The organism is Sphingomonas faeni (assembly GCF_040407505.1).
GTDB classification, from domain to species: domain Bacteria; phylum Pseudomonadota; class Alphaproteobacteria; order Sphingomonadales; family Sphingomonadaceae; genus Sphingomonas; species Sphingomonas faeni_E.
This window is the reverse complement of the sequence record NZ_JAPZPQ010000006.1, coordinates 139,845-165,934: the sequence shown is the minus strand read 5'-3', so window position 1 is coordinate 165,934 and position 26,090 is coordinate 139,845. Positions and strand designations below refer to the sequence as shown.

Here is a 26,090-nt window from a genome sequence, read left to right as displayed (position 1 = left end):
GACGGATATGTCACTCGATCATCAGGGTCCAGTCACGCGCGAGCTGCCAAAGCGACCAGCATGGACGATGATTTTGAAGTGCGCGGGTTGCATGAGCAACTGTCGGAGGAACGCGCAGCCAAGGGTGAGGCATTCGACCAGCGGATCGCGCTGTTCACTGCGATCCTGGCGACGCTGGCGGCGGTAACCAGCTTCCTCGGCGGGCATACGCAGAACGAGGCGCTGCTCCACAAGAACGAGGCGGTGCTCATCAAGGCTCAAGCGTCGGATGCGTGGGGCTATTACCAGGCGGAGGACCTGAAGCGGCATCTGGTCGAGATGGCGGTCGATCTCGCTCCACTCGGGTCGGATGCGACGCAGATGGCGGCGCATCGCGCCGATATCGCGCGGTATAAGGCGCGCGGGACGACGCTGAAGGCTAAGGCGCAAACGCTCGACCGGCAATCGGCGATGGCGAACGCGGAGTCGGATGAGGCGCTGCGGCCGCATACGAAGCTGGCACTGGCAGTGACCGCGATCCAGGTGGCGATCGCGCTGGCGTCGATCACCGCGTTGACCGGGCGGCGTTGGTTGCTGTGGGTTGCGGGGGCGGCTGCATTGGTGGGGGCGCTGCTCGCCGGGATGGCCTAGTTCTGAGCTGATCCTCCCCCGCCAGGGGGAGGTGGCGCCGAAGGTGACGGAGGGGGAGGACACGGAACCTCGGCGACCTTTACCTCCCCCTCCGTCTGGCAAGCGCCAGCCACCTCCCCCTGTCGGGGGAGGATTAGAGGTTTTAGATATCCTGGACCAGCCGGCCGTACAGGTCCGGGCGGCGGTCGCGGAAGAAGCCGAACGCGGCGCGGTGGCGCTTGACGATGTCGAGGTCGATCGTCGCGGTGATCACGCCCTCGTCGTCGCGGCCTAGTTCCGCGAGAATGTCGCCACGCTCGTCGGCGATGAAGCTGGTGCCGTAGAAGGTCTGGCCGTGCTCGACGCCGACTCGGTTGGCGGCCACGATAGGCACGACGTTGCTGACCGCGTGGCCGACCATGGCGCGGCGCCAGAGACGGGCGGTGTCGAGCGAGGTGTCGTGCGGCTCGCTGCCGATCGCGGTCGGGTAGAACAGGATTTCCGCACCCATCAGCATCATCGCGCGCGCCGTTTCCGGGTACCATTGGTCCCAGCAGACGCCGACGCCTAGCGTTGTCCGCCCGGCGTCCGACGCGTGGGGCCAGACCTTGAAGCCGGTGTTGCCGGGGCGGAAGTAGAACTTCTCCTCGTAGCCGGGGCCGTCGGGGATGTGGCTCTTGCGGTAGACGCCCTGCACGTTGCCGTCGGGGCCGATCATGGCGAGGCTGTTGTAATGGTGCGGGCCGTCCGCCTCGAAGAAGCTGGTCGGGATGGTGACCTTTAGCGCTTCGGCGAGCGCCTGCATCGCGAGCACTGCCTTGTGCTCGCCTACCGGGGCGGCGTTGGCGAACAGGCCCTCGTCCTCGACGCGGCAGAAATACTCGCCCTCGAACAGTTCTGGCGGCAGGATGACCTGCGCGCCCTTCGCGGCGGCCTCGTGGACGAGGCGCGACACGTTGGCGATGTTGCGGTCGATGTTGGGCGTGAAGCCCAGCTGCAGCGCGGCGACGATGATCTCGGTCATGGCGGCGCATATAAGAGAGCGGTTCGGGTTGTGCGAGCCTTTGGTGATCCGGTTCCCCCGCGGAGGCGGGGGTCCAGGATCTCGGGCGGTGTCGTTTGTGATCCTGGGCCCCCGCCTTCGCGGGGGAACAACAGGAGGGGCGATTGACACTCCCCTGCCCTGTCCGACATGCGGCGGGGATGATCGATCATCCTCTCCCCGCAAGCTGGCAGGCGCTCGCCACCGAGTTCGAGGCGCCGTATATGCGGGCGCTCGATGCGTTTCTGGAGGGCGAGCGGGCGGCGGGGGCTCGGGTGTTTCCGGAGGATGCGGACCGGTTTCGCGCGTTGGAGTTGACGCCGCTCGATCAGGTGCGCGTCGTGATCCTCGGGCAGGATCCGTATCATGGCGAGGGGCAGGCGCACGGGCTGAGCTTCTCGGTGCGGGAGGGGGTGCGGACGCCGCCTAGCCTGGTGAACATCTACAAGGAGCTGGAGGCGGATCTCGGGATCCCGCGGGCACGCCACGGCATGCTCGAGCATTGGGCCGCGCAGGGCGTGCTGTTGCTGAACGCGGTGCTGAGCGTGCGGATGGGCGAGGCTGCGTCGCACCAGAAGCGCGGGTGGGAGCGGTTTACTGATGCCGTGATCGCGGCGGTGAACGCGCAGGACAAACCGGTCGTGTTCCTGCTGTGGGGGGCGTATGCGCAGAAGAAGGCGGCGTTCGTCGATGATGTGAGCAAGGGCGGGCGGCATCTGGTGATCCAGTCCGCGCACCCGTCGCCGCTGGCGGCGCGGACCGGGTTCTTCGGATCGCGGCCGTTCAGCCGGGCCAACGACTTTCTCGAAACCCATGGGCGCGCGCCGATCGACTGGGCGCTGCCGGAGACTGACTAATGAGCGACGAATATGTCTATGACGAAGCGACCGGCGAGTGGGTCGCGGGCGGTGCGGCGACCGCGGTGGCGGCGGATGACGGCGCGGTGGTGGTGCGCGATTCGGTCGGTAACGTGCTCGCGGACGGCGACCAGGTGACGTTGATCAAGGACCTGACCGTGAAGGGCGCGGGGCAGACGTTGAAGCGCGGCACGCTGATCAAGTCGATCCGGCTGACCGGCGACGCGCAGGAGATCGACTGCCGGTACGAAGGGATCAAGGGGCTGGTGCTGCGCGCGGAGTTCGTTCGGAAGCGATAGGTTTCGGGAGCGGCCGAACGTCAGGCCTGCTCCAAAGGTTACGATAAAGTCACACCTGGAACGCGTCTGCGTCATCGTCGTCGACGGTGTCATCGAAGCGGCGGCGGTCCGGGATCGTGGCCTTGGCGGCGGCGAGTTGCGCCTCGAACGCCGCACCTAGCGGCGACGTATCGGCTGCAGGATGGGGAAGGTGAGTGGCTGGTTCGCTGCGGATATCGGCGACCTGGAGCGCGATCGCGAGGTCGTCCGGTGCCATCAGCAGATGCGGCTCGGGCGGTAGCGGCGGCGCGAGTGCGGCGAGCGCGGTTTCGATGGGCGGCGCCGACAAGGCTGGCATAACAGGTACGCTGGCGCCTTGGCCGGGGGTGCGATAGCGGTCGGGCTGGTGTGCGCGCAGGAGGAACATCAGCAGGCGATCGTTGTAGCGGATGCGCTGTCCGACGCGCCTGCCTTCGCGGTCGAACACCGGCTCGGGCGATCCGTTGACGGCGCGGTCGAAGGCGAGGTCGACCAGCCGCAGCGACGCGGTCTGCACCGCGGCATCCCAGGCCGCCGCGAAGGCACGACCATCGGCCGAACGACGCAGGCGATAGCAGGAGGTGGCCGACATGTTGACCTCGATCGCCGCCTGCGTGACCGAACCGGTATCCGCGAGCACGCCGATGAAGCTCTCCTGCGCGGCAACCGTCCAGCCATCGCGCCGCGCCTTCCGCCGGACCGGGACCCAGTCATAGTCGGCGAGATCGAAGTCCTCGACTACCGGCGCCTCCTGGACCTCGAACACGGTTCCGGCCTGGGCCGCGATGACGGTCAGCGCGTTTGCCGAGTCTGGGGCGGGAACGGGCGCGATGTCGAGCACGACGTCGAGCGGTGGATGCGCGGTGCGCGTGGGCTTGGTCTTCATGCGCGAAACGGATCAGGGTGCGGGCGTGTAGGACAGCAATATCGCTGCGTGTTGGACTTTTTGGGTGGCCGGTGTGGCGCGGGGGCATCCTTCAGGATTGCGACCATCTCAATTGACATTGGACAGAACACTGTCCATCTTTCACCCATGCAGACCGTCACCTATTCCGAAGCACGCGAGAACCTGAAGTCCGTGATCGACAAGGTCGCGGCGGATCGTGCGCCTGTGATGATCACGCGGCAACGCGGTGAGAACGTCGTGCTGATCTCGGCGAGCGAATGGGCCGGGATGGAGGAGACGCTGCATTTGTTAGCGTCGCCGGCGAATGCGAAACATCTGCTCGATGGCATCGCCGAACTCGATGCTGGCCGCGGCGAGGAGCATGAACTGATCTGGCCATGATGATCGTCTTTCGCGGCGATGCGTGGCGCGATTATGTCGATTGGCAGCGCACCGATGCCAAGGTTCTGGAACGGATCAACGCACTGATCACCGAGTGCGCGCGCGATCCGTTCAGGGGGACGGGACGACCGGAGCCTTTGCGGCAGAACCTCACGGGCTGGTGGTCGCGACGGATAACGGGCGAGCACCGACTGGTATACCGGGTTCGTGGATCGGGTGATGCGCAGGCGCTTGAGGTGTTGTCGTGCCGGTATCATTATTGATACCGGCACCTGATTAATCCCTATAACGACGCTGACGGAGCGCCCTTCGTTGCCGCCCGCCCGCCTAACGTTTTGAAAATCATAGCTGAGCGTATAGCTCGATGATTTACATATGTGAGGACGGCTGCGTTCACATCCCGCCTAAGTTCACGCTGCTCATCCGTGATGTTTTTGCGGCGACGATAAAATACCAAATACTCGTCTGCATCCTGATAACTCACGACCTTTAGCTTGCGGAACATCTCTATCGTCGCCTTGTTAAGCGAGCGATTTTCATCGTCACGAATGCGCTTGATGGCCGAGAAAATGCGCTTGGAACGCATTCCTAGGAAGCGTTCGACGCATACATTCCCTACTTCAGCAGTTTGTTGAGTCAGTTGGTTCCGCAGAGTGCAAATTTGCAAAATGGGATTATGGCCGCAAAGACAGTCTCTCTCCTCGGCGACACGGAACACGTCCTCTAAATCCCATTCAAGTTTAGCTTGATCCCAAGCCTGCTCCCGGCTCCGCGCGATCATTTCAGCTTTAAGCTGCTCGAAGTTGTAACCTTGACCCATGTTAAAAGCTCCTATGGAGCGTTCCAATCAGCAGTTGCCAGCCTACCCATACGGCCGATGAGCGAACTCACCGGCCGATGTTCAGCTTTTTTCGCTCACGGGAATCCGAAAGGCTCGCCCATTGGGTTTGCATATACGGGTCCCGTTGCGAAGCGTGATGCACTGCCGAAAGATGTAGGTCTTTCCGTCATCACGCATAGGGAATCTGCCATGAAACGTCTTCTTGAAGGTTGACCCTTCTGTCGGAGCGTGCGATTCCAGCTTTGCACAGCGAAGGTTTCGCGTCGTTCCGACGTCGAGGCATCGGGGAGGCCGGCCGAAAGGTCGGCCCTCTTCGTCATCCGGCCCTGCCGGGATCCACAATAAATTTTCAGGTCTCCGATTCGCTGATTGCCCAATCGTGACATAGCATGATTAGCACTCACTTCAACACTCGGAGTCCAAATGTTCTTGCTTCGTTGGACTTTTAAGACTTTATTAGATTTTAGGAATTAAGGGTTCAGGCTATGGACGACCTGTTACGTCAAGCATACGAGCGCCGGGAGCGCCTAAGGCGGCAACTGGCAGCGGTCGATGCATTCATTACTAATTATGAAGAGGTGGTGCCTGCCTCGGCCCCAGCGACTCTGCCCAATTATGAGTTCGATTTGACGCCTCCACTCCCCTCACGGGGGAGGAAGGTGAGGACTCCAAATCTAGCGGCTCTGTTTGAAGCTGCCGAAATGACAATCCGCGAGGCCGGTAAGCCGCTATCCCGCACCGAATTGTTGCGCAAACTCGAGCAGCAAGGATTCAGCTTTCCGGGCACCGACAAAGTAAAAGTTTTTGGTACTAATATTTGGCGATCTAAACGGTTCGTAAGCCTAAAGGGCTTCGGGTATTGGCCGAAAGCAACTCCGCTTCCGGCCGGCTACCACACAGCGGACCAGCGCTCTTCTACCCTTACATCCGAGGGCTAACCACTCTAATCTATCTTGCAGCGGGAAGATAAATTTCACCGCCATGCTCCCTGAAGACTTCGCTCATCGCCGCCATTCCTATCTCCGCATCCGCGTGGGAGCCCTTTGCGAAGATCGCTCGGTTGGTGTCGGTTTGGTCGACGTCTGCGGACAGGAACGTATCCGCTGGCGCGTTCTGCTTTGCCGCGAAGTCTCGAACTTCTTGCGTGATCTTCATCGAGCAGAACTTCGGGCCGCACATGCTGCAGAAATGCGCGGTCTTGGCGCCTTCTGCGGGAAGCGTCTGGTCGTGGTATTGCTCGGCGGTGTCGGGGTCGAGGGAGAGGTTGAACTGGTCTCTCCAGCGGAACTCGAACCTTGCGCGGCTGAGTGCGTCGTCGCGCATCTGGGCGGCGGGGTGGCCTTTGGCGAGGTCGGCGGCGTGGGCGGCTAGTTTGTAGGTGACTACGCCGACCTTGACGTCGTCGCGGTCGGGGAGGCCGAGATGCTCCTTCGGCGTGACGTAGCAGAGCATCGCGGTGCCGTACCAGCCGATCATCGCGGCGCCGATGCCGCTGGTGATGTGGTCGTAGCCGGGGGCTATGTCCGTGGTCAGGGGCCCCAGCGTGTAGAAGGGTGCTTCGCCGCAGACTTCGAGTTGCTTGTCCATGTTCTCCTTGATCTTGTGCATCGGCACGTGGCCGGGGCCTTCGATCATGACCTGGACGTCGCTTTTCCATGCGCGGTGGGTGAGTTCGCCGAGCGTGTAGAGTTCGCTGAACTGCGCTTCGTCGTTGGCGTCGGCGATGCTGCCGGGGCGCAGGCCGTCGCCAAGGCTGTAGGCGATGTCGTACGCCTTCATGATCTCGGTGATCTCGTCGAAGCGCTCGTAGAGGAAGCTCTCCTTGTGGTGGCTGAGGCACCATTTCGCCATGATCGAGCCGCCGCGCGAGACGATGCCGGTGACGCGTTTCGCGGTCATCGGGATGTAGGCGAGGCGCACGCCGGCGTGGATCGTGAAGTAATCGACGCCTTGTTCGGCCTGCTCGATGAGCGTGTCGCGGAAGATCTCCCAAGTGAGGTCTTCGGCGACGCCGCCGACCTTTTCGAGCGCCTGGTAGATCGGGACGGTGCCGATCGGGACGGGCGAGTTGCGGAGGATCCATTCGCGGGTGTCGTGGATGTTGCGGCCGGTGCTGAGGTCCATCACAGTGTCGGCACCCCAGCGGATCGACCAGACGAGCTTGTCGACTTCGGCGGCGACGTTGCTGGCGACGGCGGAGTTGCCGATGTTGGCGTTGATCTTGACGAGGAAGTTGCGGCCGATCGCCATCGGCTCGGATTCGGGGTGGTTGATGTTGTTGGGGATGATCGCGCGGCCGCGGGCGATCTCGTCGCGGACGAATTCGGGGGTTACGAAGTCGGGGATCTGCGCGCCGAAGGATTCGCCGTCTCGCTTATAGTCTTTCAGCATGGCGCGGCCGAGATTTTCTCGGGTGGCGACGTATTCCATTTCTGGGGTGATGATGCCTCGGCGGGCGTAGTGCATCTGGCTGACGTTGGCGCCGGCTTTGGCGCGGAGGGGGCGCTTGATGGTGGCGGGGAATTGGGGGACTCCGCCGGAGCGATCGGGGCCGAGTTGGCCGTTGTCTTCGGGGCGGAGTTCTCGGGCTTCGTAGGATTCCACGTCGCCTCGGGCTTCGATCCAGGCGCGGCGGAGTTGGGGGAGGCCGGCGTTGATGTCGATTTTCGCGCGGGGGTCCGTGTAGGGGCCGCTGGTGTCGTAGACGCGTAGGGGGGGCTCGCTGCAGCTTGGGTCGAGGACGATTTCGCGCATGGCGACGCGGACGTCCGGGCTGGACGGGACCGCGACGTGGATCTTTCGCGAGCCTCGGATCGGGCCGGTGGTGACGCCGATGTCTGCTGTCGGGGTGCGTGCTTCGAAATCGGCCATGCGCTTGCTCCTACGGGTCTCGGAGCAAGGCTTGCGGTTCTGTGGCGACCGCTCCCTCCCTCCGCCGGTATCAACCGGATCAGGTTCAGCGGGTCGAAGGCTCCTGCCTTCCTCTCAAGCGCGGATAAGCGCTCCCCCGGGGTGGGGTGAGCATAGGGGGGTTGGGGTGGGGTGCAATGGGGAAATTGGGCGCTCGGGTGCTTGGTGTGCGAAGTTCAATGATCATCGCAACGCTCGATAATGCTCCACCCCGGCGGAGGCCGGGGCCCAATTGGGAGACGGTAATAACGACGCGATGTGCTTCGTTATGTCCACCTTTCCAATTGGGCCCCGGCCTTCGCCGGGGTGGTAGCAGTGTCGATGTTGGGTTTTTGATGGTGAGCGCGCTTGCTGAACGAGAAAAGGCCGCTGCCCTAATTGGGGCAACGGCCTTTCTCTAACTCCGCGCGCCGTCAGCCGTAGCTGAGCTACGCCTTGTGGCGTGCTTTGCTGCGCTGGCCGGGCTTGGGCGAGTCCTGCACCAGCTTGGTGCAGGCCGCCCTGCGCCTTAAAACCGGAAGTTCACCGTGCCGCGCAGCGAGTGCCAGCGGAAGTTCTCGTCGCTGCGGCGGAAGGTGGTGCCCGCGGTGTTGGGGGCGAGGACGAACGGGTTGTTCGCGAGCAATACCGGGCTGCCGGCGAGCGCGGTGCCGGCGGTGACCAGGACGCGGGCGTCGTCGTCCTTGTACTGGTGGTAGGTGTATTCCATGCCGATCGAGATGTTCTTCGTCAGCTTCTGCTCGATGCCGCCGCCGCCGACATAGCCCCAGCGCTTGTCCGAGCCGGTGGCTGCGAACGCGTTGGCGGTGTTGGTGGTGAAGAACAGGTTGTCGATCTTGGCATAGCCGGCGCCGCCGGTGGCGTAGAACAAGGTCTTGTTGGCGGCGAGACCGGCGCGGAGGCGGGCCGAGCCTTCCCACTTGAGCTTGCGCGCCATCGTGTAGCTGGCGGGCGTGGTCGAGAAGGCGGCTACGCTGTCGGTGATCTCGGACTTGCCGAATTCGCCGACGATGCCGACCACGAACGGACCGCGCTGCACGTCGAAGCCTGCGCGGCCGTAATACGACCAACCGTCATCGTCGTTGCGGCAACCATAGGCCGGCACGGCGGTGCGGGCCGAGCCGTTGCAGAAGCCCGGCGAGAAGGCGTTGGCGCCGGTGATGGTGTTGACGCTGTCGCTGAAATTGCCGTCGTTGTTGCGGTCGAACAGGATCGACGAGCCGACGTCGTTGCCCTGGACGTCATAGCCGCCGGCTGCGCCGATATAGACGCCCGAGAACGGATTGCGGTCGCTGTCCGTCGTCATGTCCTGCGCGGCGGCCGGAACGGCAAAAATGCCCGCGGTGGCGAGACCGGCGAGCATGGTGAGCTTCGTTAGGTTTTTCATGGTCGTTCCCCAAACAAGGGTCGCGGTGCTCCCATGCGCCGCGACCCCAGGTTTATGTTTTAGACGATCGTCGCAATCACGCGTTGGCGCCGCTGGTACGCAGCGAGTCGAGACGGTTGTTCGTGCCGTTGGGGAAGAAGCCCCCGCCGATCTTTGCGGTGTTGGTCAGGTAGACGATGTTGTGCACCTGAGCGACCGAGCGGCTGTAGGCCAGGCCGTTGGCGTCGGTGGGCACGATATTCGAGATCGTCGGATCCGACCCGGTGATGCCCTGGTCGTCGTCGCCGATCACGCCCGTCGACGTGTTCGTGACGGTGCCGTCGAGGCTGTCGCGGGCGTCGCTGATCTGGTTGGCGGCGGTGATGAGCGATGGGATCGGGTTCGGCGTCTGCAGACCCTTGCGATACAGGATCGTGCGGATCAGGCCTGCGTGATACGCCTCTGCCGCGAGGATGCCGGCGGCCGCCTCGAGATAGGTCCTGTTGGCGATCAGCGGTGCTGCGCCCTTGTAGGCCGACACACCGACGTCCTCGAAGATGTACGCGCCGAGCAGGAAGCTGTTGTCGTCGGCATAGGGGTTGAACACACCCGTTGCGCCGATGACGCCGGCTGCGCGGGCGGCGGCCGTGAACGCGCCCGGAGCGGCAGCCGTGCCGACCGAGATGTCGATCGCTGGCTGCGCGACGGCAGCGTTGCCCAGTGCGCGACGCAGGAACGCGACGTGAGCGACTTCGTCGATCGCGATTTCGCGCGCGTATTCACGCACCACGGTGTCCTGGAACGGCACCTGTGCACCGCCGGTGACGGCACCCTGCGTACCGATGCCGGTCAGCAGATTGGCGTTCAGGCCGACGCCGAATGCCGCGAACGCGTAGAACTGCGCTTCGAGATATTCGAGGTTCAGTGCGACGTTGAGCACGTCGGCGTCGTTGAGTGCCGCAACAGGCGCCGGTCCCGGAGTCGGGGTCGGCGCGAGATCGGCATCATCGCTGCCGCATGCCGAGAGAAGCGTGGCGCCGCCGATGGCGAGTGCGGAACCGCCGGCGAAGCGCAGAAAGTTACGGCGTTCGTTGCGCCGACTTGCGATCGCGTCGAACATTTCGAGCTTGGTAGAGAGATCGGTCATTGGGTTAATCCCCTGAATAGCAAAGAAGAGCGTTGGGCGAGGCCGATGCGATCAGGCTGCCGCGATGCTCGTTCTGATGGTGCCGTTCATGCCGTTCGGGTAGAACCCGCCGGCCGATGCCGCACCGCTGTTGAGATAGACGATGTTGAGCACCTGGCTGGCCGAGCGGCTGTAGGCGACACCATCTGCGTCGAGGGGAACGATGTTCGACACGGTGACGGCGGCCTGCGTCGCCGACAGGTTGATCGGCGTCGCCTGGTACGACGAGATGCCCTGATCGATGTCGTTGGTACCGAAGATCGTCGTGTTGGCGCCACCGCCGTCGAGGCTGTCGCGAGCACGCGAGATCGCGTCGGCCGAGGTGCGGAGCGACGGGGTCGCGATGCCCTTGCCGTACAGCGTCGTGCGGACGATCGCAGCGTGATACGCCTCGACCGCGAGCAGGCCGGCAGCGGCTTCGAGATAGGCCTTGCTGGTGAGCAGCGGGGCAGCGCCCTTGTACGCGGTCACGCCGACGTCTTCGAAGATGAACGCACCGAGCAGGAACGCTTCGTCCGATGCGTAGGGATCGAACGCGGTGCCGGCGGGGACGAGGCCAGCAGCCTGTGCCGCGAGCGAGAAGGCGCTGGTCGGCGAGACGCTGACGTCGATCACGGGCTGCGCAACGGCGGCGGTGCCGAGTGCGGTGCGGAGGAACTTGACGTGTGCGATCTCGTCCTGCGCGATCTCACGTGCGTACTGACGCACGATCGGGTCGGTGAAATTGACCTGACGGCCACCGCGGACCGCACCCTGCGTGCCGGTGCCGCTGAGCAGGCTGTTGTCGAGGCCGGTGTTGTAGGCGGCGTAGGAGTAGAACTGCGCCTCGAGATATTCGAGGTTGAGTGCGAAGTTCAGGACGTCCGCATCGGTGATGGCCTGTGCCGACGCCGAGCTGGAGAAGGACAGCGCGGTCGCACCGGCTGCGGTCATCGCAGCGGCGCCCAGCGCGGTCTTGAAGAATTCACGTCGCTCGCTGCGGCGTTCCACTCGCGCATCGAGGGCTTCGATCAGGTGCACGCTCTCGGTCATATCAGGGTCCTCCCCTTGCTGTTGCGGACGTCGAAATGCTCTGCGGCAGTCGCGCAACGGGGCAGGCCCCGATCAGGTCGATTGCTCGAATCCTGCTCGTAACGCGCTCAATTACGGACATAAAAAAAGCCGTCCGTGGCGAGGAACGTATCTGAATGAAGAATGGATGCACGGTTCAAGGGGGTGCGATGAAATAAATTTCACGACCCGGCAGAGAGGCTTACCTGCTTGCGATGATTGGGGTTTTGGTGGCGGCTGGATGCCGGCTTCACCTTTTCTTGGTCCTCCGGGAAAACGCCCGGCAGGCCCTCTTTTCTCTCCCTACCGGAGAGAGAGAAAAGGTAACGCGTTCGGCGGATCGGGCCGAGCCGGATCCGCCGAAATCGATAGCTTAGAATGTGTAGGTCAGGCCGAGGGCGTAGAGCCACTGGTCCGCATCGCCGACGTCGGCGACGATCGGCGTGTTCTTGTACTTGCCGAGCATGCGACCGTAGAGCACGCCGGCACCGACGCCGAAGCCGTGGCGCAGATCGCCCGAGAGGCTCTGCACGACGAACAGCGAGGCGTTCGCGCGACGGAAGCCGCTGTCGTTGATATCGTAGGTGCGCAGGCCGCTGTTCAGCGAGCCGATCGGCGTCACGGCCGCGTAGGTGCGACCGAAGCCCTTGCCGGCATAGTCCGCCGACACGCCGAGCGAGACGAGCGTGCGGACCGACAGCGGCGTGGTGTAGTTCACCTGTGGGGTGATGACGTAGCTGTCATAGGTGCCTGAGACGTCGTGGACGTACGCGACGCGCGCGGTGATCGTGTCGTAGTCGCTGGTGATGACGCCGGTCTTGCCGATGCCGACATAGCCGCCGAGCTCATACGCGGTATCGATCTTGCCGAGTGCGCGGACTTGGCGGTTGTCGATGTCGCCGGTGCGATCGCGGCGGATACCGCCGATGACGCCGACTTCGTAGTTGATGCCGACTTCGCCCGTGTTCGGGATCAGGTTAAAATAGAGCTGCGTGCCGCGGAGGAAGAAGTCATGCCCGCGCACCGTGCCGACGATCGCGCCGGCGGGGGTGAAGGAATTGCTGTCCGCACCCTCGTAATCGGGCATCGACACCGCGCCCAGCGCAATGGTGATGCGGTTGTTGTCGCGAGGGTCGGTAATCGTCGGCGACGGGTTCGGATCGGTCTGGGCGAGCGCCGGGGTGGCGGTCGCGAGCACCGCAATTGCGGCAGACATGAGAAGGGTGAATGCGCGCAAGGAAATGCTCCGGAGAAAAAGGTTCCACGTCGCAACGCGGTAAAACCGTTTTCGGTCCGCTGCGATCGGTCAGAAGATGTAACGCATTTTTACCTGTTGCATTTCGGCATCACCGGCAAGCATGAACCGGGCGGCATCGAAACGCGGCGGGCCGAAGCGGACGGCGGCATTGCGCGAGAACCCATAGCCCTCGCGCGGGATGCCGGCGATCGTGTCGAGCTTCGCGTTGCTGTTCTCGTCATGGATGATCGCGAGCGCATAGCCGCGCTGCGGCAGGCCCGAAAAGCTGGTGGCGTGGACACTGGCGGGCAGCGTGCGCGTCAGTGCCTTGGCATCGTCGACGCAGGCGGGGAAATTGTCGGGGTCCGCGGTGAGGCAGATCCGGATCATCCCCTTCGACGAGCGGAGATTGTCGACCTGGACGTCGAGCCGCGTGACGGGCGCCGCCGCCGACAGCATCGCCCACGTCGTTGCTGCCGCCACGACGAGCAGCCGCTTTCGCAGGCGCGCTGGCAAGATCGCCACGTTGCTTGTCGGTGCCGCAGAGCCGATCCCAGAAGCGGAAATATAGGCCATAGTTGCACCCGTGTCGTTCGTGATGTCGCCGATGATGGCTCGCCGTGATCAGCCAGCCGCCCCGTGCGCCCCGCCACATGAACCAGGGGAAAACCTCCCCATCTCATGCGATGGTTACCCCATAGCCGTCGTGATCGTCAGTACCAGACCCGGCGCGCCGATGTTGATCGGAATCAACAGCACCCGTAGCGGAATTACCACAGCGCCGGTGATCGCCGCGATCGGATCGCCTCGACCAGGGAGGCCGCGAGACGTCGTCGCAGGCGCGTGATAGTCTCGGGCGATTACAGCATGATGGAGTCGTTGATGGTTCTGCTCGCGTTGACCCTGACCGTAACCGGGTATTCCGGTATGCCCCCCGCGACCCGTGCAGGGTTCGAGGCGCTGGGGCGGCGTACCGACAGGCTGTGCCCGGCACGCCATGTACGGACGATTACCCCCGGCGACCTCGATTATCTCCAGGACGGGTTCGAGCGGAGCCTGTCGCGGCTGGACCGCGCGCGGCTGGCTGCCGTCAATACCGCGGACCGGCGTTGCGCCCACCGCGACGGGCTGGCGTGCCAGACCTCGGCGACGATGGGTGCGATGCAGGCCACGCGGCTCGTGTCCCGGTTCGCCAGCTATGTGTGCGCGCACCGGGTACCCTGACCCTCTGCCTCTTTCGCCTGCACGACACGCCTGCTACTCAGACAAATAATGAGAACATAAGAGGGTGTCGTTATGGTCGAGCTATGCCGCGGGGGCCAATCCCGCCGGAAATTCCTGACGGGTGTCGCGACCGGGGCGATGACAATGGGCTCCCTGTCGATCGGACCTCAGGCGTTCGCGTTCGTGCCGCCAGAGGTGGTGCCGGCGACGGTGCCGACCGCGACATTGCAAGCGTTCGACCTGGCCGACGTCACGCTCGGCGAGGGGCCGTTCCTGCATGCGCAGCGCAAGACCGAGGCGTATCTGCTCGCGCTGCAACCCGACCGGATGCTCCACAATTTCCGGGTGAATGCCGGGCTGGCACCGAAGGCACCGGTCTATGGCGGCTGGGAATCGGATCCGCTGTGGGCGGACATCAACTGCCACGGGCATACGCTGGGACATTATCTGTCGGCGTGTGCGCTGGCCTATCGATCGACCGGCGACCGGCGGTTCAAGGCGCGGATCGACCATATCGCGCGCGAACTGGCGGCGTGCCAAGCGGCGTCGGGGACCGGGCTGGTCTGTGCGTTCCCGGACGGGCCGGCGCTGGTGGCGGCGCATCTGCGCGGCGATCCGATCACCGGCGTGCCGTGGTACACGCTGCACAAGGTGTATGCGGGCCTGCGCGATGCGACGCTGCTGGCGGACAGCGACACGGCGCGTGCGGTGCTGCTGCGGCTGGCCGACTGGGCGGTGGTCGCGAGCCGGCCGCTGAGCGATGCGCAGTTCGAGACCATGCTGGATACCGAGCATGGCGGCATGAACGAGGTGTTTGCCGACCTCTACACGATGACCGGGACCGCCGAGTATCGGACGATGGCGGAGCGGTTCTCGCACAAGGCGATCCTTGCGCCACTCGCGAAGAGCCGCGACCATCTCGACGGGCTGCATGCCAATACGCAGGTGCCGAAGATCATCGGCTTCCAGCGGGTGTGGGAGGTGACGGGGAAGCCCGAATACCGCGAGGCGTCCGAATTCTTCTGGAAGACGGTGGCGCTGACGCGGTCGTTCGCGACCGGCGGGCACGGCGACAACGAGCATTTCTTTCCGGTCGCCGATTTCGCCGAGCACGTCCTGTCGGCGAAGGGATCGGAGACGTGTTGCCAGCACAACATGCTGAAGCTGACGCGGGCGCTGTTCCTGCACGATCCGCAGGCGGGCTATGCCGATTACTACGAGCGGACGCTGTATAACGGGATCCTTGCGTCGCAGGACCCGGACAGCGGCATGGCGACGTACTTCCAGGGTGCGCGGCCGGGCTACATGAAGCTGTATCACACGCCCGAGAACTCGTTCTGGTGCTGCACCGGCACGGGGATGGAGAACCACGTCAAATACCGCGACTCGATCTATTTCCACGACGACCGCGCGCTGTACGTGAATTTGTTCGTGCCCTCCGCCGTGCGCTGGAAGGACAAGGACGCGGTGTTGACGCAGGTGACGGCGTTCCCCGACACGGCGACGACGACGCTGCGCTGGACTCTGAAGCGGCCGGCCGAGCTGACGCTGAAGCTGCGCCATCCGGGGTGGAGCCGGACTGCGGTGGTGCTGGTGAACGGGGTCGAGGCGGTGCGGTCGACCAGTCCGGGGCGGTATCTGGAATTGGCGCGGGGGTGGCGCGACGGCGACACGGTGGAGATGCGGCTGGATATGCGCGCCGGGGTCGAGCGGTCGCCGGCCGCGCCGGATATCGTCGCGTTCACTTACGGGCCGCTGGTGATGGCGGGGAGCTTCGGGCGCGAGGGGCTGGCGCCGGGATCGGACATCATCGTCAACGAGCGCAAATATGGCGAGTATAATGCCGCGCCGTTCACGCCGCCGACGCTGGCGGGCGATCCCGACACGATCGCGCGGGGCATGCGCGCGGGGGAGAGGCCGCTGGAGTTCACGACCCTCGCGGCGGACCGGCAGCCGGTGCGGATGGTGCCGTATTTCCGCGTCGCGCATGAGCGGTATGCGACCTACTGGCCGATCGCGCCGGGATTGGCGTAGGTCGGAGGGTGTAGTCCCGACGCGTTCGATGCGGTTGCAATAGCCTCTATGCAGTGCGGCGAAACCTGATAGCCTCCCTCTCCAGAGCAGGACGACCTGCCAATACGGAGAGAGATGCATGGCACATCAAAACGCCGCGCGCGGGGATACCGGCACGAATACCAGCGCCCATTTCGGCAGGGATCACAAGAGCCTGATCTATGTGATCGCGGGGAGTATATTGGCGTTGGGGCTGGTGTTGATGGCGTTCTACGACCGGGCGGGCGATCCCATGCCGATCGCGTCGGTGCAGACTCCGGTGGTTACGGCGCAGAAATAGCGCCGGGACTTTGCGACGCCGCGGCTCGGTCGAAGATCAGGATCGGGGCGTCTCGGTACGTGCCCGTGGTGCGCAGGCGGTAGCCTAGCCGTTCCGCGAGGCGGATCGAGGGGGCGTTGGCGGGGTCTATGATGCAGGTCGTCGCGGGGATGCGCGCGTCGGTCCAGGCGAGGATCGCGGCGAGCGCTTCGGAGGCGTAGCCCTTGCCTTGCGCGTCACCGGCTAGGGTCCAGCCTGTTTCTGGCGTTGCGTCGATCGAGGGGTCGATGGCTCTGCGTGCCTCGATGAGGCCGAGTTCGCCGATGAGGTGACCTGTGGCGGTGTCTCGGGTGATCCAGCTGCCGTAGCCGAACAGCGCCCATTGGCCGATCGAGCGGAGCAGGCGGATCCAGACGTCCTCGCGCGATCGGGGCTGGCCGCCGATCATCGTGTACACGCGCGGGTCGGTCCACATTGCGGCGCAGTCTTCGAGGTCGGTGGCGGCGTGGGCGGTTAGGGTTAGCCGGTCGGTGGTTAGCGTGGGGGCGGATGTGGGCATTCGTGCTGTCTAAGAGCGATCTTGGTGGAAGGGTATCCGTCGCCGCGCACTCTCCCCTCCCTGGAAGGGAGGGGTCGGGGGTGGGTCGGCCAGCTTGAGCGCTCGCGTTCCGGTATGCGGAAGCCAGTCAAACCTTAGATACGCGCGTTCGGACTTGCGGAAGCCTACCCACCCCCAGCCCCTCCCTTTCAGGGAGGGGGGCAGGTTGAGCTTTTTCTCTTCGTATGGTTCGCACGGTTCAGACGTTGCGATTTTCGATCGTTTGATCCTCCCCCGCCAGGGGGAGGTGTCGCCGGAGGTGACGGAGGGGGAGGATGCGGAACCCATGTTTCCCTTTCCTCCCCCTCCGTCTGGCTAGGGCCAGCCACCTCCCCCTGGCGGGGGAGGATACTAAGGGAGCCCTGCCCCTCCCCCCACCTCCGGCAACGCAGGTTGTCTTCGCAGGCGATTGGTTCGGAAAGGTTGTTTTCGTGTCCTCCGCTTTGCGCTAGTCGGAGGCATGGCATCGACGATCTCCTGCGACGTTGCGATCGTTGGCGCGGGTTTGGCCGGCGGGATGATCGCGCTGGCGCTGAAAGCAAAGCATCCGGCGTTGGACGTGCGGCTGATCGACGCTGCGCCAGTCGTCGGCGGCAATCATCTCTGGTCGTTCTTCGGCAGCGACGTGGCGCAAGGCGATCGCTGGATCGTCGCGCCGCTCGTGGTGCATGCTTGGCGCGGATACGACGTTCGCTTTCCGGCGCACGAACGGACGATCGATGCGACCTATTATTCGATCGAGAGCACGCGGCTCGATCGCGAGGTGCGGCGCGTGCTGCCTGCGGATGCGTTGATGCTCGGGCGGAAAGTGTCGGGGGCTAGTGCGACGGCTGTGGTGCTGGCCGATGGCGACCGGATCGAGGCGACTGGCGTGATCGACGCGCGGGGGGCGGGCGACCTGTCGCTGCTCGACCTGGCGTGGCAGAAGTTTCTCGGGCGCGAACTGGCACTGGTCGTGCCGCACGAAAGCCCGCGACCGATGGTGATGGACGCGACGATTCCGCAGATCGACGGGTATCGGTTCGTGTACTGCCTGCCGTTCAGCGCGGACCGGATGTTCGTCGAGGACACCTATTACAGCGACACGCCCGATCTCGATGTGCCAGTGATCGGCACGCGGATCGATGACTATGTCACGGCGCGCGGCTGGTCGGTCGAGAGCGTCGTGCGCGAAGAGTCCGGCGTGCTTCCAGTCGCGATGGGGGGCGATTTCGAGGCGTATTGGCGGTCGGGCGGCGCCCGGGTGGCCAAGGCCGGCATGCGCGCGGGGATGTTTCATCCGACTACGGGGTACTCGCTGCCGGACGCGGTTCGGACTGCGGCGATGCTGGCAGGCTTGAGCGATTTCTCGGGCGCGAAGCTTCACGACGCGACGCATGCGATGGCGCGGGCGACGTGGAAGTCACGCGGCTTCTACCGGATGCTCGACACGATGTTGTTCCGCGCCGCCGAGCCGGAGGAACGCTACCGCATACTCGAGCGCTTCTACCGCCTCTCCCCCTCGCTCATCGGCCGTTTCTACGCCGGACGCTCGACGCTTTCCGACAAGGCGCGCGTTCTGACCGGCAAGCCCCCCGTCCCCATCGTGCGCGCCGTCCGCGCCATCGCAGGCAGTATGTCATCATGAAGACCGCAATAGTCATCGGCGCAGGTTTCGGCGGGCTGGCGCTCGCGATCCGGCTGCAATCCGCGGGCGTGCAGACGACGATCGTCGAAAGCCGCGACAAGCCGGGCGGGCGCGGGTATTTCTGGGAACGCGACGGGTTCACGTTCGATGCTGGGCCGACGGTCATCACCGATCCGGATTGTTTGCGCGAGCTGTGGGCGCTGACCGGGCGCGACATGAGCGAGGACGTGACGCTCGATCCGGTGCTGCCGTTCTACCGGCTGAACTGGCCCGATGGGACGAATTTCGACTATACCAACGACGACGTGCAGATGCGCGCCGAGATCGAGAAGCTGCATCCCGGCGACTGGGCGGGATACGAGAAGTTCCTGCAATATTCGGCGGGGGTGTTCCACGAGGGCTATGAGAAGCTCGGCCATGTCGCGTTCCTCGACTTCGGGTCGATGATCAAGGCGGCGCCGGCGCTGGCAAAATACCAGGCTTGGCGGTCGGTCTATTCGATTGTGTCGAGCTTCGTGAAGTCGGAGAAGCTGCGCGAGGCGTTGTCGTTCCACACGTTGCTGGTCGGCGGCAACCCGATGACGACGAGCGCGATCTATGCGCTGATCCACAAGCTGGAGCGTGATGGCGGGGTGTGGTTCGCGCGTGGCGGGACCAATCGACTGGTGGCCGCGCTGGTGACTCAGTTCGAGCGGCTGGGCGGCGTGCTGCGGCTCGACGATCCGGTGACATCGATCGAGACGCTGGGCGATCGTGCGACCGGCGTGACGACGGCGAGCGGGTGGTCGGGTCAGGCGGATGCGATCGCGGCGAACAGCGACATCATGCACACCTATCGCGATCTGCTGGCGACGTCGCGCAGTGCGAAGCGGAAGACGGGGTCGCTCGAGCGGAAGAAATATTCGCCGTCGCTGTTCGTGGTGCATTTCGGGATCAAGGGCACGTGGCCGGGTATTCCGCACCACATGATCCTGTTCGGGCCACGCTATAAGGGGCTGCTCGAGGACATTTACGACCACGGCGTGCTGAGCGAGGATTTCTCGCTGTACCTGCATCACCCGACCGTGACCGATCCTTCGCTGGCGCCGGAGGGGCATTCGACGTTTTACGCGCTGGCGCCGGTGCCGCATCTGGGCAAGTTCCCGGTCGATTGGGACGAGATCGCGCCGATCCTGGAGAAGCGCATCCTCGACGAGATCGGGCGACGGTTGATCCCGGACATCCATGAGCGGATCGTGACGAAGTTCTCGTATGCGCCGAAGGATTTCGCGGAGGATCTGAACGCGCATCTGGGATCGGCGTTCTCGCTGGAGCCGGTGCTGACGCAGAGCGCGTATTTCCGGGTGCACAACCGCGACGAGCATATTCCGAATTTGTACTTCGTGGGGGCTGGGACTCATCCGGGTGCTGGTATTCCGGGGGTCGTGGGAAGTGCGAAGGCTACGGCGGCACTGATGCTCGGCGGACAATAGGCTCAACAAGCTTTTATCGTCTGATAGAGTTATCCAAAACGGTGCGATTGACATCTGTTATTTGACGATACTTCCTCGGAAGGTCGTGACTAACTCCGTAATGGCGGCATCGAGTGTAGATGCCGGCAGCCATCATTCTAGCATCCCTTTAGACCGGATTTCGGTCAGCAAAAGAGGGGATGCATCATGGCCATTACTGTCAAGAGCGTGGACTGGAACGGTATTAGCAGCGACGAGCAGCAGAAGATCCGCGACATCATTGGCAAGAACTTCGACGGACAGACGGTCGAGGTCGGCGAAACGCCCCTGGAGGCAAACAACGGCAACGCCTGCACGACGGCCTGCTCTATCGCGCAGCAGGCCGCCCAGGCCGCATGTAGCCTCCTGCCTTGGCCTGCGAGCACGGTCTGCAATTTTGCCGCCGAGAAGGCCGGTGATTTTTGTCGGAGCCAGTGCTGAGATAGTATGCGGGTGCCGCCATCGCGGCGGCACCCAAATACCCAAGCCGGGTACCTGCTTGTGACGGGGTATCACATCCCCTAACGCGGGCACATGAAACGTCTTGCTGTGTATTGCGGGTCGGCGACGCCGGCTGATCCTGTCTATATCGAGGGCGCTCGGGCGCTGGGATTGGCTTTTGCCGAGCGGGGGATCGGCCTCGTTTATGGCGGCGGGCGGACCGGACTGATGGGTGCGGTCGCGGATGGGACGCTGGAGGGCGGCGGCGAGGTTATCGGGGTCATTCCTCAGGCGCTAGTCGATGCGGAGGTCGCGCATCGCGGGCTTACCGAGTTGCACGTCGTTAGCGGCATGCATCAGCGGAAGCAGATGTTCACCGATCTCTCCGACGGGTTCGTGACGATCCCGGGCGGGACGGGGACGATGGACGAGCTGTGGGAGGCGCTGAGCTGGGCGCAGCTTGGGTATCATGCGGATCCGGTCGGGTTGCTGAATACCGCTGGGTATTACGATCACCTGATCACGTTCTGGGAGAAGATGGGCGAGGTTGGCTTCCTGCGGCCGCAGCACCGGGACCTGCTGATTGTGGCGGATACGCTGGATGTGCTGCTCGACCGGATGGCGAGCCATGTGCCGACGCAGCCGATCGTGCGGATGAACGCGTCGGATTTGTGAGCTTCGAACCACACCCCGACACCCTGCTCCACCCCGGCGGACGCCGGGGCCCAATTGAGGGCCGTGAATTGGTTTGCGTTGCGCACAGTTACTTCAACCTTTCCAATTGGGCCCCGGCCTTCGCCGGGGTGGTAGTTGGCGGGATGATCTCGTGACTAATGCCCTGCCCTCGCGCGAGGCGATCGTTGCTACCGCGCATGAGTCGATCTCGCGCGGGTCGAAGAGTTTTGCTGCGGCGAGCCTGTTGTTCGACAAGCCGACGCGGGAGCGAGCGTGGCTGCTGTATGCGTGGTGCCGGCGGTGCGACGATATCGCCGATGGGCAGGATCATGGGCACGGGATGACCGTGGTCGAGGATGCGCCGGCGCGGCTGGTGGCGTTGTCGGCGATGACCGAGCAGGCGCTGGCGGGCGACGTTGTCGGCGAGCCGGCGTTCGATGCGCTCAGGATCTTCGCGGCTGAAACTCGCCTGCCGAAGCGGTTTGCGCGCGATCTGGTCGAGGGGTTTGCGCTGGATGCGCGCGAGTGGCGGCCGCGGTCGGAGAACGACCTTTATAAATATTGCTACCATGTCGCGGGCGTCGTCGGGTGCATGATGGCGATCGCGATGGGGGTCGATCCCGACGACGAGGATACGCTCGACCGTGCGTGCGACCTGGGGATGGCGTTCCAGCTCGCCAATATCGCGCGCGATGTCGAGGAGGATGACCGGGTCGGGCGGTGCTATCTGCCCGAGGAGTGGCTAGTCGAGATGGACTTTCCGCCGGGTCAGCACATGAAGCCGCCGTTTCGCTCGCGCCTCGCGGTGTTGACGAAGCGGATGGCGGATCGGGCTGCGGCGTTTGAGGCTAGTGCGCGGGAGGGGACGCCGGCGTTGTCGTTCCGGTCTGCCTGGGCTGTGTTGTCGGCGGCGGGGATTTATGGGGCGATCGGGCGGACTGTGGCGGCGCGCGGGGAGCACGCGTGGGATCACCGGGTGACGACGTCGGGGATGCAGAAGCTGGGGTTTATCGTGACCGCGGCGCGGAAGGCGGCTCGGCGGGACACGCTGTATCCGCGGACGGTGCGCGATTCGCGGTTGTGGACGCGGCCTCGCTGACTACCGGCGTCTAGTTTGTTCTCCCGCGAAAGCGGGAGTCCAGTCTGGGTCCCCGCCTTCGCGGGGAAACAGTCTAGCCCTGTGGCTTAGCCTTGCCGGCCTTCGCCATCAACTGGCCCTGCGCACGGCAGTTCGCGCCGATCATCGGATACGGAACATCGGTGTTCTGCGCCAACTGGTCCGGGAGCGCTGCGCGGCACTGGGCCATCGTCTCGTAGCGCGCCGAAATGACCCGTGCCTCGGTGCAGTTCACATTGCCGTCACCGCAGCCCATGATGGCCATGACGTAGAACAGCGGTTCCATTTCATTCTCCAGTGGATCGCGGTGGCCGACATCGGGCACGATAACAAAAGCGACGAAGTGGCAGGATTGTTCCCCCAACTGCTTTCGCCGGGGCTTGACTGCGCCTACATCGCATCGATCCATGCCACCCGATACCTACACCTCCACCCGCGCGGACCAGCCCTTGCTGCCGACGCTCCGGCGCTTTCTGCCGTTCCTATGGCCGGCGGGGCAGCCCAAGCTGAAGGCGCGGATCGTCGTCGCGATGCTGCTCGTGATCGCCTCGAAGCTGATCCAGGTTTTCGGCGCGGCGTTCACGCTGAAATACGCGGTCGACCGGATGGCGGGGAACGATCGCGGGGCGCTATCGCTCGTCGTGCTGCTGGTGGTCGGGTATGCCGCGTCGCGGTTCGGGACGACTTTGTTCGACAATCTGCGCAACGCGGTGTTCGAACGCGTCGGGCAGGACGCGTCGCGGCGGCTCGCGGCGCAGGTGTTTCGCCATCTGCATGCGCTGAGCCTCGATTTCCATCTGTCTCGGCGGACGGGTGCGGTCACCAAGGTGGTCGAGCGCGGGACCAAGAGCATCGACACGATGCTGTACTTCCTGCTGTTCAACATCGCGCCGACGGTGTTCGAACTGGTGCTGGTGCTGGGGCTGTTCTGGACCAAGTTCGGCTGGCCACTGGTCGTCGCGACGGTGGTGATGGTGGTCGGCTACATCGTTTTCACGCGGATGGTGACCGACTGGCGCAATGCGCTGCGGGCGCGGATGAACGACCTCGATACCGGGGCGGTCGCGCATGCTGTGGATTCGCTGCTGAACTTCGAGACGGTGAAGTATTTTGGCGCGGAGGAGCGCGAGGCGCGGCGCTACGACAGCGCGATCACGGCGTATTCCGAGGCCGCGGTGAAGAGCGAGAATTCGCTCGCGTGGCTGAACCTCGGCCAGGCGCTGATCACCAACGTGATGCTGGCGGGCGGCATGGGCTTCGTCGTGTGGCGGTGGAGCCGCGGCGAGGCGTCGGCGGGCGACGTCGTGTTCGTGTCGACGCTACTGGCGCAGCTGTTCCGGCCGCTCGACCTGCTGGGGATGGTGTATCGCACGATCCGGCAGGGTGCGCTCGACATGGCGGCGATGTTCGACCTGATCGATACGCCTGCCACGGTCGTCGATGCGCCGGGTGCGCCTGCGCTGGCGGTGAGCGCGGGGCATGTGCGGTTCGAGAACGTGTCGTTCGGCTATGACGCCGGACGGCCGATCCTGCGCGACCTGGAGCTGGACGTGCCTGCCGGATCCACGCTGGCCGTCGTTGGGCCGTCGGGGGCGGGCAAGTCGACGCTCGCGCGGTTGCTGTATCGGTTTTATGACCTGACGGGCGGGCGGATTACCGTCGATGGGCAGGATATCGCGCAGGTGCGGCAGGCTTCGCTGCGGGCTGCGATCGGGATCGTGCCGCAGGATACGGTGCTGTTCAACGACACGATCGGGTACAACATCGCCTATGGGCGTGAGGGTGCGGAGATGCCTGAGGTCGAGGTTGCCGCCAAGGGCGCGGCGATCGCCGGGTTCATCGAGCGTCAGCCGCTGGGGTATGAGACGCGGGTCGGCGAGCGTGGGTTGAAGCTGTCGGGCGGCGAGAAGCAGCGCGTGGCGATCGCGCGGACGCTGCTGAAGAACCCGCCGATCCTGATCCTAGACGAGGCTACGTCGGCGCTGGATAGCCGGACCGAGGCGGAAATCCTCGACACGCTGGAGGCGATCGAGCGCGGGCGCACGACGATCGTGATCGCCCACCGGTTGTCGACGGTGGTGCATGCGGACCAGATCGTCGTGCTGGAGGCGGGGCGGATCGTCGAGAAGGGCACGCATGCGGACCTGCTGCGGCAGGGCGGCGTGTATGCGGAAATGTGGAACCGGCAGGCGCAGGAGCGGGCCGGGGACGATGATGGGGCGCTGGCGGCGGAGTAGGGGTTGGGGTAGTCGGTGAGGAATGCTCGGCACGCCCTACGTAACGTCAGATGCTTGCGGCATTTGGCTCGTAAACACCGGGGCCGCCGCGTTTCACCGGTAGCTTACCCCTCCTTGTTCTCCCGCGAAGGCGGGAGCCCAGCCTGGGTCCCCGCCTTCGCGGGGAAACAAGATTGGCGACAGCGTCTTGGAACTCGGGTGTTCCCCCGTCAAACGCCACCCCGGCGAAGGCCGGGGCCCAATTGGGGGACGTTGCTAACCGATGACAGCGCGTCGTCATTGCCACCTTTCCAATTGGGCCCCGGCCTTCGCCGGGGTGGGTGGTGGTTGGGTGCCGGGTGGAGCATTAACGGCGAGCAGCGCGGAGTGCGCTAACGCTTCCGTTCCCTTGCGAACGCGGGGGGCCAAGAAACACGGGCGGTAGCGCTGCTTGATCCTGGGCCCCCGCTTTCGCGGGGGAACGGAAGGAGAGCGGGGACTAAGAGCGCGCCCTACGCCGGGATCGAGGGATCCAACTCGCGCAACCTTGCCTCGATCGCTTCCGAATATTGGTAGATGTGGGTCAGGTCGGACAGCAAATGCCGCGTCTCGTCCTTGCCTGCGAACATGCCGAGATACTTGGTCGTAATGCCGTTGAAATGCATTCGCGCGACCGTCTTGCGATTGTTGTCGTCCAGCAAAATCGCGCAGTACGACTTCGCATCGCGGACGATCACGCGTTTTGGGTCGACGAGCCGCGACGCGATCGCCTGGATGATGTGGAAGCCGGAAATCTCCTCCGGCGTAGTGACGATGCCGTCGCCGTCGGAGGGGTCGTCGGACGCGCCTGGCGGCAGGTCCTCCACCGGGCTCGATGCCTTCAGCGCCGACGACAGCCGTTCGTTGACGAAATCGCGGATCAGCGCGGCGATCGCCGGCGCGAGCAGCTTGGCGAATCCGTCCTTGATCGCCGGCGTCAGGCGCCCGCCATGGACGCGCTGCGCCATCATCCGGACGAACTCGTCGGACGGCTCGGCGAACTCCTTTTCGAGTTCGAGGCGGATCAGCGACTGCGTCTTGAGGTTGCCGGCCTCCTGGACGATCTTGTCGATGTCGAACGCGGCCTTCGTGAACTTCTCGAGCGTGCGAATGTCGCCGGGCTTGATCGCGTCCATCGTGAAGGTGAAGAACGGCTTGTCGTCCATCTTGTTCGGGCGCTCAATGTCCGAATAGAATTGGTAGACGACGCCGTTGGTGAGCACCGCGAGACGCGCGTCGGTGACGCTGAAATAGCGGAACAGCTGCCCGGCGTGGTTGACGTTGAGCTGGACCGAGGATGGCTTGCACTCGATCAGGATCGACACCTTCCCGCCCGCGCAAATCGCGTAGTCGACCTTCTCGCCCTTCTTGGTGCCGACGTCCGCGGTGAATTCGGGGACGACCTCGGACGGGTTGAAGACGTCGTAGCCGAGCGACTGGAGGAACGGCATGACGAGCGCGGTCTTCGCCGCCTCTTCGGTCAGCAGGACTTCGCGGTGTTCGATCGTCCGCTTTTGCAGCTCGGCCAGCCTGATATTCAGTTCCATGCGCGTCTCCCCCCGGATTGAACGTGGGAGAATGCAGGCACGGAGGGTCGCGGTCCATGATCGGACCGCGATAGACTGGCC

26 protein-coding genes, 1 pseudogene and 1 riboswitch are annotated in these 26,090 nt (G+C 64.4%); of the genes and pseudogenes, 14 read left to right on the top strand and 13 right to left on the bottom strand.

Going from position 1 to position 26,090, the window contains the following annotated elements; all coding sequences use genetic code 11:
• The first annotated feature begins 60 nt into the window (after positions 1-60).
• Entirely contained in the window at positions 61-630 is a 570-nt protein-coding gene (locus tag O6X71_RS17280; RefSeq protein ID WP_353466977.1) for a DUF4337 domain-containing protein, read from the top strand.
• A gap of 142 nt (positions 631-772) precedes the next feature.
• On the opposite strand, the gene aguB is transcribed toward O6X71_RS17280, so the two are convergent.
• Positions 773-1,633: an N-carbamoylputrescine amidase gene (gene aguB, locus O6X71_RS17275; RefSeq protein ID WP_353466976.1), complete on the bottom strand. Its 861-nt coding sequence runs from the start codon at positions 1,631-1,633 to the stop codon at positions 773-775.
• Positions 1,634-1,812: 179 nt separating this feature from the next.
• On the opposite strand from aguB, the gene ung reads away from it, so the two are divergent.
• Both ung and O6X71_RS17265 read left to right on the top strand, forming a co-directional pair.
• Positions 1,813-2,508: a uracil-DNA glycosylase gene (ung, locus tag O6X71_RS17270; RefSeq protein ID WP_353466975.1), complete on the top strand. Its 696-nt coding sequence runs from the start codon at positions 1,813-1,815 to the stop codon at positions 2,506-2,508.
• On the top strand, positions 2,508-2,807 hold the full coding sequence (locus O6X71_RS17265; protein ID WP_093398329.1) for an alkylphosphonate utilization protein: 300 nt from the start codon (positions 2,508-2,510) through the stop codon (positions 2,805-2,807). The genes ung and O6X71_RS17265 overlap by 1 nt, the downstream gene beginning before the upstream one ends.
• A 49-nt stretch (positions 2,808-2,856) precedes the next feature.
• Here O6X71_RS17265 and O6X71_RS17260 read toward each other — a convergent pair whose 3' ends face one another.
• Positions 2,857-3,711: a hypothetical protein gene (locus tag O6X71_RS17260; RefSeq protein WP_353466974.1), complete on the bottom strand. Its 855-nt coding sequence runs from the start codon at positions 3,709-3,711 to the stop codon at positions 2,857-2,859.
• Between the two features lie 147 nt (positions 3,712-3,858).
• Here O6X71_RS17260 and O6X71_RS17255 point away from each other — a divergent pair, with 147 nt between their 5' ends.
• On the top strand, positions 3,859-4,113 hold the full coding sequence (locus O6X71_RS17255) for a type II toxin-antitoxin system Phd/YefM family antitoxin (protein WP_353466973.1): 255 nt from the start codon (positions 3,859-3,861) through the stop codon (positions 4,111-4,113).
• A complete protein-coding gene (locus tag O6X71_RS17250) occupies positions 4,113-4,376 on the top strand; it encodes a Txe/YoeB family addiction module toxin (RefSeq protein ID WP_435368508.1) in 264 nt (87 codons plus the stop codon). Before O6X71_RS17255 ends, O6X71_RS17250 begins: the two co-directional genes overlap by 1 nt.
• A gap of 20 nt (positions 4,377-4,396) precedes the next feature.
• Here the strand turns inward: O6X71_RS17250 and O6X71_RS17245 are convergent, their stop codons facing one another.
• The 8 genes and pseudogenes from O6X71_RS17245 to O6X71_RS20980 all read right to left on the bottom strand — a co-directional run.
• Complete coding sequence (locus O6X71_RS17245; RefSeq protein WP_353466971.1) at positions 4,397-4,933, bottom strand: hypothetical protein; 537 nt, start codon at positions 4,931-4,933, stop codon at positions 4,397-4,399.
• A gap of 969 nt (positions 4,934-5,902) precedes the next feature.
• The gene (gene thiC, locus O6X71_RS17240; RefSeq protein ID WP_353466970.1) at positions 5,903-7,825 is read right to left on the bottom strand and encodes a phosphomethylpyrimidine synthase ThiC; all 1,923 of its coding nucleotides are present in this window, start codon (positions 7,823-7,825) and stop codon (positions 5,903-5,905) included.
• Positions 7,826-7,864: 39 nt separating this feature from the next.
• Positions 7,865-7,974: riboswitch (TPP riboswitch) on the bottom strand.
• A gap of 398 nt (positions 7,975-8,372) precedes the next feature.
• Complete coding sequence (locus tag O6X71_RS17235) at positions 8,373-9,251, bottom strand: outer membrane protein (RefSeq protein ID WP_353466969.1); 879 nt, start codon at positions 9,249-9,251, stop codon at positions 8,373-8,375.
• A 76-nt stretch (positions 9,252-9,327) separates the two neighbouring features.
• Positions 9,328-10,377 (bottom strand): ferritin-like domain-containing protein, encoded by a 1,050-nt coding sequence (locus O6X71_RS17230; RefSeq protein WP_353466968.1) that lies wholly within the window; start codon positions 10,375-10,377, stop codon positions 9,328-9,330.
• A gap of 51 nt (positions 10,378-10,428) precedes the next feature.
• Positions 10,429-11,448: a ferritin-like domain-containing protein gene (locus O6X71_RS17225; RefSeq protein ID WP_353466967.1), complete on the bottom strand. Its 1,020-nt coding sequence runs from the start codon at positions 11,446-11,448 to the stop codon at positions 10,429-10,431.
• Positions 11,449-11,839: 391 nt separating this feature from the next.
• Positions 11,840-12,682 (bottom strand): MipA/OmpV family protein, encoded by an 843-nt coding sequence (locus tag O6X71_RS17220; RefSeq protein ID WP_353466966.1) that lies wholly within the window; start codon positions 12,680-12,682, stop codon positions 11,840-11,842.
• A gap of 90 nt (positions 12,683-12,772) precedes the next feature.
• Complete coding sequence (locus O6X71_RS17215) at positions 12,773-13,228, bottom strand: DUF2141 domain-containing protein (protein ID WP_435368507.1); 456 nt, start codon at positions 13,226-13,228, stop codon at positions 12,773-12,775.
• A gap of 64 nt (positions 13,229-13,292) precedes the next feature.
• A pseudogene (locus tag O6X71_RS20980) lies at positions 13,293-13,358 on the bottom strand (hypothetical protein); the annotation flags it as partial.
• A 227-nt stretch (positions 13,359-13,585) separates the two neighbouring features.
• Here O6X71_RS20980 and O6X71_RS17205 point away from each other — a divergent pair.
• The 3 genes from O6X71_RS17205 to O6X71_RS17195 all read left to right on the top strand — a co-directional run bounded on the left by O6X71_RS17205 (position 13,586) and on the right by O6X71_RS17195 (position 16,280).
• Positions 13,586-13,927, top strand: a complete 342-nt coding sequence (locus O6X71_RS17205; protein ID WP_353466965.1) for a hypothetical protein — start codon at positions 13,586-13,588, stop codon at positions 13,925-13,927.
• Positions 13,928-14,065: 138 nt separating this feature from the next.
• Positions 14,066-15,961, top strand: coding sequence for a glycoside hydrolase family 127 protein (locus O6X71_RS17200; RefSeq protein ID WP_353466964.1), 1,896 nt, complete (start codon positions 14,066-14,068; stop codon positions 15,959-15,961).
• Positions 15,962-16,079: 118 nt separating this feature from the next.
• Positions 16,080-16,280, top strand: a complete 201-nt coding sequence (locus tag O6X71_RS17195; RefSeq protein ID WP_353466963.1) for a hypothetical protein — start codon at positions 16,080-16,082, stop codon at positions 16,278-16,280.
• On the opposite strand, the gene O6X71_RS17190 is transcribed toward O6X71_RS17195, so the two are convergent.
• The gene (locus tag O6X71_RS17190; RefSeq protein ID WP_353466962.1) at positions 16,264-16,818 is read right to left on the bottom strand and encodes a GNAT family N-acetyltransferase; all 555 of its coding nucleotides are present in this window, start codon (positions 16,816-16,818) and stop codon (positions 16,264-16,266) included. The genes O6X71_RS17195 and O6X71_RS17190 overlap by 17 nt on opposite strands.
• Positions 16,819-17,317: 499 nt before the next feature.
• Here O6X71_RS17190 and crtY point away from each other — a divergent pair, with 499 nt between their 5' ends.
• The 5 genes from crtY (at position 17,318) to O6X71_RS17165 (ending at position 22,189) form a co-directional block, all read left to right on the top strand.
• Positions 17,318-18,484 (top strand): lycopene beta-cyclase CrtY, encoded by a 1,167-nt coding sequence (gene crtY / locus O6X71_RS17185; RefSeq protein ID WP_353466961.1) that lies wholly within the window; start codon positions 17,318-17,320, stop codon positions 18,482-18,484.
• Entirely contained in the window at positions 18,481-19,956 is a 1,476-nt protein-coding gene (locus O6X71_RS17180; protein ID WP_353466960.1) for a phytoene desaturase, read from the top strand. Before crtY ends, O6X71_RS17180 begins: the two co-directional genes overlap by 4 nt.
• Positions 19,957-20,142: 186 nt before the next feature.
• The gene (locus tag O6X71_RS17175) at positions 20,143-20,415 is read left to right on the top strand and encodes a hypothetical protein (RefSeq protein ID WP_353466959.1); all 273 of its coding nucleotides are present in this window, start codon (positions 20,143-20,145) and stop codon (positions 20,413-20,415) included.
• A 93-nt stretch (positions 20,416-20,508) separates the two neighbouring features.
• Entirely contained in the window at positions 20,509-21,090 is a 582-nt protein-coding gene (locus O6X71_RS17170) for a TIGR00730 family Rossman fold protein (RefSeq protein WP_353466957.1), read from the top strand.
• 151 nt (positions 21,091-21,241) lie between these two features.
• Complete coding sequence (locus tag O6X71_RS17165; protein WP_353466956.1) at positions 21,242-22,189, top strand: phytoene/squalene synthase family protein; 948 nt, start codon at positions 21,242-21,244, stop codon at positions 22,187-22,189.
• Between the two features lie 73 nt (positions 22,190-22,262).
• Here O6X71_RS17165 and O6X71_RS17160 read toward each other — a convergent pair whose 3' ends face one another.
• On the bottom strand, positions 22,263-22,493 hold the full coding sequence (locus tag O6X71_RS17160; protein WP_353466955.1) for a hypothetical protein: 231 nt from the start codon (positions 22,491-22,493) through the stop codon (positions 22,263-22,265).
• 121 nt (positions 22,494-22,614) lie between these two features.
• Between O6X71_RS17160 and O6X71_RS17155 the strand changes: the two genes are divergently transcribed.
• Entirely contained in the window at positions 22,615-24,444 is a 1,830-nt protein-coding gene (locus tag O6X71_RS17155) for an ABCB family ABC transporter ATP-binding protein/permease (RefSeq protein WP_353466954.1), read from the top strand.
• A 491-nt stretch (positions 24,445-24,935) separates the two neighbouring features.
• On the opposite strand, the gene O6X71_RS17150 is transcribed toward O6X71_RS17155, so the two are convergent.
• Complete coding sequence (locus O6X71_RS17150; protein ID WP_353466953.1) at positions 24,936-26,009, bottom strand: type I restriction endonuclease; 1,074 nt, start codon at positions 26,007-26,009, stop codon at positions 24,936-24,938.
• Positions 26,010-26,090: the final 81 nt, after the last annotated feature.

Excerpts from the sequence above, each read along its gene's own strand:
- O6X71_RS17255 (WP_353466973.1), top strand. The coding sequence starts at position 3,859 with ATGCAGACCGTCACCTATTCCGAAGCACGCGAGAACCTGAAGTCCGTG.
- O6X71_RS17170 (WP_353466957.1), top strand. The coding sequence starts at position 20,509 with ATGAAACGTCTTGCTGTGTATTGCGGGTCGGCGACGCCGGCTGATCCT.
- O6X71_RS17205 (WP_353466965.1), top strand. The coding sequence starts at position 13,586 with ATGGTTCTGCTCGCGTTGACCCTGACCGTAACCGGGTATTCCGGTATG.
- thiC (WP_353466970.1), bottom strand. The coding sequence starts at position 7,825 with ATGGCCGATTTCGAAGCACGCACCCCGACAGCAGACATCGGCGTCACC.
- O6X71_RS17250 (WP_435368508.1), top strand. The coding sequence starts at position 4,113 with ATGATCGTCTTTCGCGGCGATGCGTGGCGCGATTATGTCGATTGGCAG.
- O6X71_RS17160 (WP_353466955.1), bottom strand. The coding sequence starts at position 22,493 with ATGGAACCGCTGTTCTACGTCATGGCCATCATGGGCTGCGGTGACGGC.
- O6X71_RS17175 (WP_353466959.1), top strand. The coding sequence starts at position 20,143 with ATGGCCATTACTGTCAAGAGCGTGGACTGGAACGGTATTAGCAGCGAC.
- O6X71_RS17245 (WP_353466971.1), bottom strand. The coding sequence starts at position 4,933 with ATGGGTCAAGGTTACAACTTCGAGCAGCTTAAAGCTGAAATGATCGCG.
- O6X71_RS17235 (WP_353466969.1), bottom strand. The coding sequence starts at position 9,251 with ATGAAAAACCTAACGAAGCTCACCATGCTCGCCGGTCTCGCCACCGCG.
- O6X71_RS17230 (WP_353466968.1), bottom strand. The coding sequence starts at position 10,377 with ATGACCGATCTCTCTACCAAGCTCGAAATGTTCGACGCGATCGCAAGT.
- O6X71_RS17200 (WP_353466964.1), top strand. The coding sequence starts at position 14,066 with ATGACAATGGGCTCCCTGTCGATCGGACCTCAGGCGTTCGCGTTCGTG.
- aguB (WP_353466976.1), bottom strand. The coding sequence starts at position 1,633 with ATGACCGAGATCATCGTCGCCGCGCTGCAGCTGGGCTTCACGCCCAAC.
- O6X71_RS17150 (WP_353466953.1), bottom strand. The coding sequence starts at position 26,009 with ATGGAACTGAATATCAGGCTGGCCGAGCTGCAAAAGCGGACGATCGAA.
- crtY (WP_353466961.1), top strand. The coding sequence starts at position 17,318 with ATGGCATCGACGATCTCCTGCGACGTTGCGATCGTTGGCGCGGGTTTG.
- O6X71_RS17155 (WP_353466954.1), top strand. The coding sequence starts at position 22,615 with ATGCCACCCGATACCTACACCTCCACCCGCGCGGACCAGCCCTTGCTG.
- O6X71_RS17280 (WP_353466977.1), top strand. The coding sequence starts at position 61 with ATGGACGATGATTTTGAAGTGCGCGGGTTGCATGAGCAACTGTCGGAG.
- ung (WP_353466975.1), top strand. The coding sequence starts at position 1,813 with ATGATCGATCATCCTCTCCCCGCAAGCTGGCAGGCGCTCGCCACCGAG.
- O6X71_RS17225 (WP_353466967.1), bottom strand. The coding sequence starts at position 11,448 with ATGACCGAGAGCGTGCACCTGATCGAAGCCCTCGATGCGCGAGTGGAA.
- O6X71_RS17195 (WP_353466963.1), top strand. The coding sequence starts at position 16,080 with ATGGCACATCAAAACGCCGCGCGCGGGGATACCGGCACGAATACCAGC.
- O6X71_RS17190 (WP_353466962.1), bottom strand. The coding sequence starts at position 16,818 with ATGCCCACATCCGCCCCCACGCTAACCACCGACCGGCTAACCCTAACC.
- O6X71_RS17180 (WP_353466960.1), top strand. The coding sequence starts at position 18,481 with ATGAAGACCGCAATAGTCATCGGCGCAGGTTTCGGCGGGCTGGCGCTC.
- O6X71_RS17220 (WP_353466966.1), bottom strand. The coding sequence starts at position 12,682 with ATGTCTGCCGCAATTGCGGTGCTCGCGACCGCCACCCCGGCGCTCGCC.
- O6X71_RS17260 (WP_353466974.1), bottom strand. The coding sequence starts at position 3,711 with ATGAAGACCAAGCCCACGCGCACCGCGCATCCACCGCTCGACGTCGTG.
- O6X71_RS17265 (WP_093398329.1), top strand. The coding sequence starts at position 2,508 with ATGAGCGACGAATATGTCTATGACGAAGCGACCGGCGAGTGGGTCGCG.